The 1,609-nt window shown below is 75.5% G+C and carries 1 protein-coding gene and 1 pseudogene (1 of these 2 cut by a window edge); both read right to left on the bottom strand.

Going from position 1 to position 1,609, the window contains the following annotated elements:
• Positions 1 to 1,189 (bottom strand): cell wall-binding repeat-containing protein (locus FDZ70_08440; protein ID TLM72398.1); only part of this gene is annotated, 1,189 nt, incomplete at its 3' end.
• A pseudogene (locus FDZ70_08445) lies at positions 1,186 to 1,609 on the bottom strand (PASTA domain-containing protein) (it continues 29 nt past the right edge of the window). The pseudogene FDZ70_08445 and the gene FDZ70_08440, both read right to left, overlap by 4 nt.

Consider the following 1,609-nt stretch of genomic DNA (forward strand, 5'->3'; position numbering starts at 1 on the left):
CGCTCACCACGTCAGTGATGCCGAGCGCCGGGTCGGCGAGCGCCTCGGCGGTGGCGGTGGCCAGCCGCCCGGGCTCGGTCAGGAGCACGGGTGCCGCCGAGTGCGCGGCCACCGCGGACGCCGACAGCGCGTCGGGGAACGCGCGGCCGCTCGCGACGAACGCGAGCGGAGCGGTCCCCGCGGCCGCGCTCGCGTCGGCCGCGCGCGCGATGGCCGCGGCGGTCGCGAAGCGGTCGAGGCCCGCGATGCGGCGCACGGACAGCCCCATGCCGGCCAGCGCAGTCTGCACGGCCGGGGTGACCGCGCCGGTGCCGCCGAGCAGGTAGACGGTGTCCACGCCGAGCCGCCGCAGCTCGGTGCGCGTGGACGCCGAGAGCGCTTTCGGATCGGTCGTGAGCAGCGGGCAGCCGAGCGCGCCGGCGAGCGTGGCGCCCGCCATCGCGTCGGGGAACGCGAGCCCGTTGACGACGACCGCGGCGCTGCCGTCCAGCGAGCCGTCGGCGAAGCGCTCGAAGCTGATGCGGGCGGCGGTCGCGTGCCGGTCCGGGCCGGCGAGCCGCGTCGTCATGCCGAACTTGGCCCGCAGCCGGTACGCGCCGGCGGCGTCGCCGAAGCCGGTACCGGCGGCGAACGCCGGACGGATGCGGGCGCGATAGGTCGCCGAGTCGCCGGGAAGGGCGCTCGACGGGCGGAACTCGAGCGTGGCCCCGCCGCGCACCAGCCACGGCGCGACCTGCGACGCCGCCGCGGCGGCCGGATCGGTGACGCCGTCCAGTGCCGTCGGCGCCGTCGGCGCCGCACCGGGCGCGTACACCTCCACGACCGGGCGCACGCCCGGCGTATCGGCCGACGCCTCGATCATCACCACGTATCCGGCGTCCGCCTCGGCGTCCGTGACCGTGAACGAGATCCAGTCCTCGTCACCGGTGACGGCGTCCGCGACGTCGAACGTGTGCGCCTCGTACATGACGCCCGCGCCGTAGCCCGGCAGCGCGATCGCGCGCGCGGTCGCGGACGTGTCGTCGCCGGCGCCGGCCTCGTAGACGTCCGCGGTGGCGGTGGCCGCGAGCGCCCGTGGTGCGGCGGCGGCCGGCCCGGCCGCGCTCACGCGCGCCTGAGCGGGGACGGCCGGCGCGACGGCGGCGGCAAGCAGGGCGGTCGCGAGGAGGTACCGGGGCGTCCGCGTCACTTGGCCACCTTTATCGTCACGAGGGAGTTGCGGTCCACGGAGGTTCCGGACGACGGGCTCTGTTCGAACACGACCCCCACGGTCGAGGAGTGGACGATCGACACCACCGTCACGCGAAGACCGAGCGACTGCAGCTCGCTGGTCGCGACCGCCTTGCTCTTGCCGATGACGTTCGGCACCGTGGCCTTGCCGGTCGCCACGTAGATCGTGACCTTGCTGCCCTTCACCGCGTTCGTCCCCGCCTCAGGGATCTGCTTGGTGACGGTGCCGGCGGTGGTCAGCGCGCTGGCCTCCTGTTGGACCGTGACCTCGAACCCGGCGGCCCTGAGCGCGCGCTCGGCGCCGGCCTGCGTGGGCGAAGGGCTGTCGCTTCTACACACCTGGACGTGCGCACGGCGGGTGGAGACGAGATCGCTGATG

It is taken from the genome of Actinomycetota bacterium (genome assembly GCA_005774595.1).
Lineage (GTDB): Bacteria > Actinomycetota > Coriobacteriia > Anaerosomatales > D1FN1-002 > D1FN1-002.